Below are 8,993 nucleotides of genomic sequence, written 5' to 3'. Positions count from 1 at the left end.
CATTCCACCGTACTTCTTCCTCCAGCGATAATAGGTTTGTTCAGTCACGCTGATCTGACGGATCGCGTCAATCCGGGGCATGCCTTGCCCCTCCAGAACTTCAACCTGCCGTAATTTCACGACAATCTCTTCGGGCTTGGGTCTCTTAATCGCCATCTCGGGTCCTCCGCTGTCCTAACTATAGGGGCGGACCACTTCAAAGGGGGACGCTCACCTGTCGGACCGTCGTGCGGAAGCGCGACAACACCTTTCGATAAGCTGTCTTGCTGAGCAAAAGGCCAATTCCCGGATCAGAACGGCGATTAAAGGGCTATCGGGAGAGATCGCGGAGCGGCTGAAGGCACTCGATGCGGACGGGCCGTCATTCGCCCCGGGTTGAACTCTCATGGCCGGTGTCGAGGCGGCATCGGGCTGGAGCGCCTCCCGATGCCGGTCGGGTACCAAGGCGCGGCCGACCGGGCTTCGATGTCGCCTTCAACTTCACTGGCCCTCCAACGAAAGCACTTGCGCCCGTTCCCTTCGCTCCGCCCGCAGGCGGCTGATCGCGATGAAATGGAAGCCCATGAAGATCGGAACGAAATAGGCGGGGAACAGCGCCAGCGGGTAGTCGTTGATGATGTTTGGTGCATCCTTGGACAGTGTTTGGAACATCCCCTCCGATGTCATGACGCCAAGCACGACGGCAATCGCGAAGTCCGCAAGTCCTATGGTGTTGGCGCGCGTCAGTTTTCGGCGCGCATCGGGCGCTCCCGCGGCCAGGGCTCGGGTCGCCTGATACCCGGCGATACCGGCCCAGATGTCACCCAGACCCGCCGGAATGGCGAATTCCGGCGGCACACGCCCCATCAGCCAGCCGATGAGAAACAGGCCGCCCATCACCCGCGCAATCTGCACGGATGCAATTGCGCTGAGCGGCGCGGCATCGGTGATCTGTCGCCCGGTCGATGTCAGCCGCGCGAGCGCCCATACCAGGGCCGCGCCGCCGATGAGAAAACCGATGACCAGAGGCGGCTCGGCGAAGCTGTTGGGGACACGGAACGCCCCGATCTGTGACAGCGGCACACTGGCCGCGAACCACGCACCACCGATCAGCGCCGTCCAGATTGCCGCCTGCGCCATCTGGAAACCCGAGAGGCCGGCGCGCACCGCACCAAGGGCAAGGATGGCCATGACCCAAACGGGCAAGGCCACGGCGAAAACGCGCACGAAAATTTCCAGAACGTCAAACATTGGTCTCTTCCGGGTTAGTGCCGTGCGTGACGGCAGTGTTGGGGGGGAGAATTGCGAGATCGTCGGCGTACCATGCTTCGATCGCTTCGCAGATCGGGCCGGGTGCATCCTCCTGAATGAAGTGGCCGGCATTGCGCAGAGTGATGTCCCTGTGGTTCGGGAATGCCGCACGGAACTGGTCCCGCTCTGCCGTCTTGAAGGCAAAATCGCTGTCGCCCCACAGGATCAGGGCGGGTTTGTCCGCGATCTCCGGCAGCGCGGCCTTGATCCGGGACAGAAACGGGTCCGCCGCAACCAGTTGCTGCGGGAAGATCGCCGTCGGGCGGCGGGTGTCGCGCTGGCGGAATGGGGCGAGATACATGGCCCACTCCGCCCGCGTCAGTTTGTTCATGACCCCGGCGGTAAAGAACCACCGGACCACGCCGTTGAAGGACCATGCCGCGAGCCGCCCCGCGGCTCCCCCCATGACGGCCGAGAAGACGCGCGGCCCGCGCCGCCGGAACGGCCCGGCGAACGTGTTGCCGATGATCAGCCGGTCGATCCGGTCCGGTCGCGCCAGTGTCGCAGCAAGCCCTATCGGCCCGCCCCAGTCCTGCATCATCACGCCTGCGCCGCGCAGATCGAGCGCGTCGATGAAGGCAACGATCGCCTCGCTCTGCTCACGCGCGGTAAAGCTGTACCCGGGCCGGGCCGTGGACAGGCCGAAGCCCGGAAGGTCCGGCGCGATGCAGCGAAAGCGGCGGCTCAGCCGCGGGATGATTTTGCGATACAAGAACGACCAGGCCGGGTTCCCGTGTAATAGCAACAGAACCGGCCCAGACCCTTCATCGACATAGTGGATCCGAGCGCCATCGGCGAGCGTCAGCCACCGCGAGGTGAACGGAAAGAGTTCCGGATCGGGCCTGAAGCTCATGGGTCATTCCGCCATGGGCACAGCGGCGTCGACGTTCGCCGCGCGGTATTCGGCAAGGCTTTTGACCGGCGCGACCTCCTGCACCGCTCCGGTGGCCACGTCATATACCATGGCCGACACCGTCATCTCGCCGGGCATGCCCGGCGCATCAGCAAGACGGCCGATATCCGTCATGAGGTCGGCAGCCTGATCGGTGATCGCATATTCAGAGACATCGATGCCGAATTTCTGCTGCAGCATGCCCTGCAGCTGCGGGTCCGCCAGGCGCTGCGCGCCGCAATTGGTGTGCTGGAGCAGGACGATATTGAACGCCGACTCCTGGCCGCCCGTCGCTGCGCCGACGAGGACGGTCAGGGTCAGGATTTCTTCGATGACGGCCCTCGTCACCCGGCCACCGTTGTTGCGGGCCACGATGGCCTCGCCCAGATCGAGGCCGAGGATATGGGCCGGATCGACCCGCGCATCGATGCAGGTCACAATCAGGGTGCGCAACTGCGGCAGCATAGGCATGTCGCCACGCTCGAACGTGGCCGCGAAGCAGGCGTTGCGGGCGATCAGCTCATTTTGAATGTTCATGAGGAAGTCTCCATTGTCTTGGTTGGAAGTGCGGTGAGCGCGGGGCATCAAACGACTAGCAGGTGCGCGGTATCGCGGAGGCTGTGACCGCCCAGCCATTCGGCGTCGTCCTGCGCGTAGGCCGGCTTAGCGATCCGGACATAATCGCGTGCCTCCTCGGCAGCTTGCAGGTCGAATGGCCGGGTCAGGAGGATCTTGGCGAACCCGCCCATGGCACCCAGAGTGCGGGCTGCACTGCGGCGCAATGCAGGGCGTTCCTGCACGTATCTGCGCACGATCGTCTCGAAAGGTTCGGGGTCGCGCCCGCCGATCCGCGCCACATGATCGGTCGGCGCGCCCACGGCAAAGGTGCCCCGGCGGTATTCCTCGGCATAAAGCGCCAGTTGCGTGACCGCGGCGACGGAATAGTTCGAGGGGGGGTGCGCCTTGAGCGCTTTGACCATCATGCGCTCGGAAATGTCCATGTACCGGACCTTGCGGCCCAGCGCGCGGCCCATCGCCGCCGCGATCTCCTCGGGAGACAGAAGCTCCGGTCCCGTCGGGCGATACGTCTGGCCCGAATGCGTGTCGGGATCGATCAGCGCCGACGCGACCACACGCGCGATATCCTCGTTCGAGGGTGCCGCGTTCTTCTTCACGCGACCATCGCCAAGCGGCATGGTGAAGACGCCCAGATGCGCCGCCATATCCAGAACCATCAGGTAGTTGTCGGCAAACCAGCCGGGATTGACGGTGGTCACCGACATCTCGTCCCGCATCCCGATCAGAATATCGCTGAGGTAGACCTCGCGGGTGAACAGCGACGGGTGGTTCGCGCTCGACAGCCACTGGCTGAGCGTCACCACGTGTTCCAGCTTGGCCTCAAAGGCCGCAGCGGTAAAAACCGCGTTGAAATGCAGGCCATTGGGCGCGGTCGGTGCGCATTGATAGGCCCTCTGCACGCCGCGCATCGCCGAGCGCATATCAGGCAGCGCGTATTGATTGGCGACCATGACCTCGGCGCCTGCACGCTCCAACCGCTCGGACCGGTGGTCGCGCCGCCGAACGAGCGCCCGGACGGGAAAATCCCGATGCAGCAGCATCAACGCAGTTTGCAGACCGGTTTTTCCGCTGGCGCTGGTGACAAGGATCTTCGGCTTTCTGGACATCGGGCGGCACTCATTTTGGATGTTGGTTGTCATCTTTAATTTTAGATGATATACAAAATCCAAACTGTCAAGCCCCGGAGGTCGGCCCGATGCCGAGAATGTCAGCGGACGAAAAGCAGAAGAGCCACGAGCGCATCCTCAAGGCGGCCTCCCAGCTCTTCCGGGAGCGCGGGATAGAAACCACCAGCGTTGCCGACGTCATGAAGGCCGCCGGGCTGACCCATGGCGGCTTTTACCGGCATTTTGCCTCCAAGGAGGCCTTGGTCGCCGCGGCGTTCAGCCATGCGGTGGAGGAGGTGCTTTCAGATGTCGAGTCAGCGTCTTCTGGTCCGGACCAAGCTTCCGCCTTGGACAGCTACGTCGCGCGCTACCTTTCGGCCGAGCATGTGGCGGATCGTGGTCAAGGGTGCCCGCTTGCCGCTTTGGGTGCCGAAATTGCCCGTCTCGACGGCGCAGCGGAGGCCGAAGCATCGGATGCCGTCGAACGCATGGCCCGACTGCTGGCCGCCGACGAACGCGCAGCGACGGACAAGGGGGTAGCGACCTTGGCATTTCTTCTGGGCACCATCACACTCGCCCGCCTGGCCAAAAACCGGGAGCTTGCAGACAGGATTCTCGATGCAGGAAAGCGAGGGACCGCGCTAATCGAGCAGCGTTGGTGAAGTTGCCGAGAGAAATCGCGAGAGGGCGATCGCTACCCTTCCGAACCGTCCTGCCCTACCGAAGCGCGTCGCAGACTGCCCGGTGAAATATTGAACTCCCGCCTGAATGCGCGGCAAAATGCTGCCTCGGATTGGTAGCCGAGGTCGTGTGCGATGATCGCTTGCGAGTCGGTGGTGAGCGCGATGCGATTGCGGGCGATGCTCAGCCGCCAGTGTCGGGCATAGGCCATTGGTGCCACACCCACCTGCGCCGCAAACCGCGCGGCGAAGGCAGAGCGCGACATTCCCACCGCGTTTGCCAGACCGTTTATCGACCAGTCAGCACCGGGATTTCCATGGATCATCGCGAGGGCCCGTCCGATCTGCGGATCACGAAGAGCGGCCAGCCAGCCCCGCCGCGCGTCGGGCGCGTTGTCCAGCCAGAACCGCAGGGCCTGAATGACCAGGATGTCCGACAGACGGGTGATAACGGTCTCCCCGCCCGGTCGCAACTCGGCCGCTTCCCGTGCAGCAAAGCGCAGCGTGCTTTGAAGCCACGACCCCATATCGCCATCCCAGCTGTCGATATGGATGACCTGTGGAAGGTGTTTGATGAGATAGTGTGCCGCGACATGGTCGAAGCGGACGCAGCCATACATTGTCCGCGTCATGTCTCCCCCGCCCCCATGGCGCAGGACCTCCAGCCGCTCTGAGATTTTCTCGACAGAAATGTCGAACAGAGGAACAACGGGGAGACCAACCTCGCTGCAGACAGTATGCGGCGTGCCGTGCGGCAGGATCACGAGGTCGCCTTGGTCAACGCGGATAGGATCCTGACCATCGAGCACCAGAAAGCAACGCCCCTGCGTGACGACCAGAAAGGACAGGAGATCGTCTTGCCGAGGGATCGAGATGCTCCACGGAGCCGTGAGTTCGCTGCGGTTGTAGAGCGTACCCTCCAGCCGCAGGAGATGCAGGCTTGCGCCAAGCGGATCGGATACGTCTGTCAGAGTGGAGGCGGCAAGAGTCATAATCCCTTTTAAATCGGGATTTGCCAGCAGTCTATCAATCTGGACGAGCTGCACATGATCGCGGAATTTCGATCATATTTTAACCCGCCATCTCAGCCTACCTGATGTACAACGTGCAACAGACATAGGTACTATCATCATGCACTCTCTTCCCATCCTCGTGATCGGCGCCACCGGCAAGACCGGTCGCCGTGTCGCCGATCTCCTTGAAGCGGAGGGCCATGCGGTCCGCCGCGCATCGCGGAGTTCGCCAACCCGGTTCGACTGGGACGAACCAGACACATGGACCCGCGCCTTGGAGGGTGTCTCGGCGGTCTACATCAATTATTACCCCGACCTTGCCTTCCCCGACGTGCCCGCAAAGATCCAGAAGCTGACCGACATGGCTGCTGCGGTCGGGGTCGAGAGACTGGTTATGCTAGCAGGCCGGGGCGAGCCACGGGCCGAAGCGTGCGAGGAGATCGTGCGGCGGTCCGGCCTCGACTATACACTGGTTCGCGCCGCTTGGTTCGCACAGAATTTCTCCGAGGGTTTCCTTTACGACACGGTGACGGAGGGCATGCTGGCTCTGCCGGCAGGGGATGTCGCCGAGCCTCTTGTCGACATTGATGACGTCGCCGAAGTCGTGGCCGCTGCGCTTACGGATCCGCGCCATGCCCGCCAGGAATACGACGTGACCGGACCGCATCTTTTGAGCTTCCATGACGCAACCGAGGAACTGAGCCGAGCGACAGGTTGGACCGTGGCCTATCAGCCAATCAGTTTCGAACAGTTCCACGCCGCGCTTATCGAACTCGATGGTCCGCTTCTGGCGGATGTCTTCACCGAAGTCTGCCGGCAGATCTTCGACGGAAGAAACGCTAGGCTTGGCGATGGCGTGCAACGTGCCCTCGGGCGCGAGCCGCGCGACTTCGCCGCGTTCTGCGCGCAGGCAACGGCCGCAGGGGCGTGGAACAGCGCCGCGTGATGCAAGGCCCCCTGGAGCCCGCCTTGCTTGCGGGCTCCAATGGATATCTCATTTTAAACGAGTTGAGAGCAGAGAAGGTTGTCTTTCAGGCCCATCCCCTCCGCCACTTGCCCTAGAGAAACGATTCTCCCGAACCGTCTTCGGCCAGATTTTCTCGTTGTATTCGGGGGTTATGCGGACAGGGCTGAACACCGGCCTCTGTGCGACGAAGCCTAGAAGCGGTCTCTCTGTGCCAATATTCTCCGGACCTCATGACTGCAACGTTTTGGTGTTTAGGTTATAAGTTCCTGATATGGATGCTCTTTTTCAAAGTGACGCTAGGCACTCCGACTTCGGTCTCCATCGCATTCACGCGACCCGGTCCGAAATCCGCCTGTTCTGGTGATGTCACAAAAATAGCAGCGTTTCATGTCTGGCTATGTCGCTCTCAAGGTCCGCAAACGAGGGAGGACATCAGCGTCCGTCCCGCTGTTTTGTTCAGTTTCTCCAGCCGCCGCCTGCATTCAGACTGTGGGACAAGATACTGCACTCTGGTAAACCCTAACCGTAAGCTGGACCAGCGCAAATTTAGGATGTCAACGGCACGCCTTGAGGCGGTCAACTTCTTGGTTGATTTAGGATGCGACGCTTGACCTTCCAAATCTCGAGGCCAACGATATTCTCGTGGAAATGCAGGAAGCTGCGTACAGTTGCTTGCCTCCGGTGTGCAATAAGAACGGCGCGCCGAACTCCGACGCTTATTGGGAGATAGAACGAGTTGAATGAACTGGTCGAATTCAACAATTAATTGGTTAAGGAAGTCGCCGCTGAAGCACCAGCAAGTGGTATTTCACAGTTGGACGCTTTTTTCGAACGGATGGCGGCCCTCTTGGAAGCAGAAGGTGAAATAGCGACCGCTGACCGGGTTACGTTTCTCGCCAGCAGTCAGGGCAAGACCTTGAGGCTCGACGGGATTGGCGGAGACCCGCGTGAGTCCGAGAGTATACTTAGTGTCATCGTCAGCGATTTTCATGATGAAGATGCGGCGGTTAAGATCAATGCAAGCGAAGCCAAGAAGGCCTTCGGCCACCTAATCAACTTTGTCGTTGCCGCGCGTCGAGCAGCCTTCCGTGCGGACCTGATCGAAGGGAGTGCTGAAGCAGGTGCCGCCTCAATTATTACATCTGCGTGGACGTCTATCACGAAGATCAAACTCATTCTCATGACAAACGCGACCTATAGTGCCAGGACAGACGCGGTACTTGCGGGTAAAATTGATGGCATTCCAGTCACCTACAACATCTGGGATCTCACACGCTTCCATCGCTACGAGACGTCTTGACACGCTCGGGAAAAGATCATCGTCAATTTTCGGGGAGATTTCGGCGCAACCATCCCGGCACTGGCTGCTTCGAGCCGCGGCGAACACCTCGATAGCTATCTCGTTGTGATCAGCGGCCATCAATTGGCCGAAATCTATGACAAGTGGGGAGCGCGGCTTTTGGAGTCGAACGTTCGGAGCTTCCTTCAAGCGCGGGGCGCGGTGAACCGGGGTATTCGGGACACCTTCAAGGATGAACCAGAAATGTTCTTTAGCTATAATAACGGGCTGTCGGCAACGGCCGACAGTGTCGAGGTAGAGAAGACATCAGACGGCCTCAGGATCGTTTCCGCGACAAACCTGCAGATAGTAAATGGTGGTCAAACCACAGCTTCTCTCCACGCGGCTCGGAAAATCTCGCCAGAAACGCTCGAACAGGTCCACGTGCAGATGAAGTTGACAGTTGTTCCGTCGAATGCTTACGAAGAGGTCGTACCATTTATCTCAAAATACGCCAACAGTCAGAACAAGGTCAGTGCGGCGGATTTCTTCTCAAACTATCCTTTCCATATGAGGATGGAAGAATACTCGAGACGAGTTTTGGCTCCGGCCGCCGAAGGTACAAACCGCGAGACTTAATGGTTCTGCGAGCGCGCAAGGGGCCAGTACCTTGTCGAACGCGCCAAGAAATCCCAAGCTGAACGTCGTCATTTTGATCTCGAAAACCCGAAACCGCAATACTTCGTAAAAACCGATCTTGCGAAGGTCGAGATGAGTTTTCGCATGCGGTCTGATACCGTTAGCAAGGGCGCGCAGAAAAACTTCGGCGAGCTTGCTCAGATGATCGGGGTGGAATGGAACCGGAGTGACAAGAAGTTCGATGAGACATGGTATCGGCGACTGGTCTCTAAACTGATAATCTTCCGGTGCGGCCTGCTGAGGACTGCGGCTTGATCCAGGGCCCTTGTGCACTGTGGCGGCGCTTGTGGACTGTGGCGACTGTGCCACGCTGGATATTGCTTGCCGCGTGCTTCCACAGTGCTTCCAGAGCTAATAGACCAACGCAAAAAGCCGCCCGAAGGCGGCGTGTATGTCTTTGGTATTGCTGTGGAAGTTTGGTTGCGGGAGTAGGATTTGAACCTACGACCTTCAGGTTATGAGCCTGACGAGCTACCGAGCTGCTCCAT

Annotated in this window: 8 protein-coding genes and 2 pseudogenes; 4 read left to right on the top strand and 6 right to left on the bottom strand. The window is 60.3% G+C overall.

Annotated elements, in window-relative coordinates:
- The 5 genes and pseudogenes from BLV27_RS19220 to BLV27_RS18610 all read right to left on the bottom strand — a co-directional run.
- A pseudogene (locus BLV27_RS19220) lies at window positions 1-156 on the bottom strand (IS3 family transposase); the annotation flags it as partial.
- Window positions 157-480: 324 nt separating this feature from the next.
- Entirely contained in the window at window positions 481-1,230 is a 750-nt protein-coding gene (locus tag BLV27_RS18625) for a hypothetical protein (protein ID WP_092647982.1), read from the bottom strand.
- Window positions 1,223-2,143, bottom strand: a complete 921-nt coding sequence (locus BLV27_RS18620; protein ID WP_092647981.1) for an alpha/beta fold hydrolase — start codon at window positions 2,141-2,143, stop codon at window positions 1,223-1,225. The genes BLV27_RS18625 and BLV27_RS18620 overlap by 8 nt, the downstream gene beginning before the upstream one ends.
- A 3-nt stretch (window positions 2,144-2,146) precedes the next feature.
- Window positions 2,147-2,767: a carbonic anhydrase gene (locus BLV27_RS18615; protein WP_170831532.1), complete on the bottom strand. Its 621-nt coding sequence runs from the start codon at window positions 2,765-2,767 to the stop codon at window positions 2,147-2,149.
- The gene (locus BLV27_RS18610) at window positions 2,767-3,867 is read right to left on the bottom strand and encodes an NmrA family NAD(P)-binding protein (protein WP_170831531.1); all 1,101 of its coding nucleotides are present in this window, start codon (window positions 3,865-3,867) and stop codon (window positions 2,767-2,769) included. The genes BLV27_RS18615 and BLV27_RS18610 overlap by 1 nt, the downstream gene beginning before the upstream one ends.
- Window positions 3,868-3,956: 89 nt before the next feature.
- Here BLV27_RS18610 and BLV27_RS18605 point away from each other — a divergent pair, with 89 nt between their 5' ends.
- Entirely contained in the window at window positions 3,957-4,529 is a 573-nt protein-coding gene (locus BLV27_RS18605) for a TetR/AcrR family transcriptional regulator (RefSeq protein ID WP_092647979.1), read from the top strand.
- A gap of 32 nt (window positions 4,530-4,561) precedes the next feature.
- Here BLV27_RS18605 and BLV27_RS18600 read toward each other — a convergent pair whose 3' ends face one another.
- Complete coding sequence (locus tag BLV27_RS18600; RefSeq protein WP_092647978.1) at window positions 4,562-5,539, bottom strand: AraC family transcriptional regulator; 978 nt, start codon at window positions 5,537-5,539, stop codon at window positions 4,562-4,564.
- 139 nt (window positions 5,540-5,678) lie between these two features.
- On the opposite strand from BLV27_RS18600, the gene BLV27_RS18595 reads away from it, so the two are divergent.
- From BLV27_RS18595 to BLV27_RS19960, 3 genes and pseudogenes are all read left to right on the top strand, one after another.
- Entirely contained in the window at window positions 5,679-6,506 is an 828-nt protein-coding gene (locus BLV27_RS18595; protein WP_092647977.1) for an NAD(P)H-binding protein, read from the top strand.
- Window positions 6,507-7,293: 787 nt separating this feature from the next.
- Window positions 7,294-7,827 (top strand): hypothetical protein, encoded by a 534-nt coding sequence (locus BLV27_RS18590; protein WP_092647976.1) that lies wholly within the window; start codon window positions 7,294-7,296, stop codon window positions 7,825-7,827.
- Window positions 7,828-7,932: 105 nt separating this feature from the next.
- Window positions 7,933-8,760 (top strand): annotated as a pseudogene (locus tag BLV27_RS19960) (AIPR family protein).
- The last annotated feature ends 233 nt before the right edge of the window (window positions 8,761-8,993 follow it).

The sequence above is a fragment of the Jannaschia faecimaris genome (assembly GCF_900107415.1).
In the GTDB taxonomy this organism is placed as follows: domain Bacteria; phylum Pseudomonadota; class Alphaproteobacteria; order Rhodobacterales; family Rhodobacteraceae; genus Jannaschia; species Jannaschia faecimaris.
Note: the sequence above shows the minus strand (reverse complement) of the source record. Positions and strands in the feature narration are given on the sequence as shown.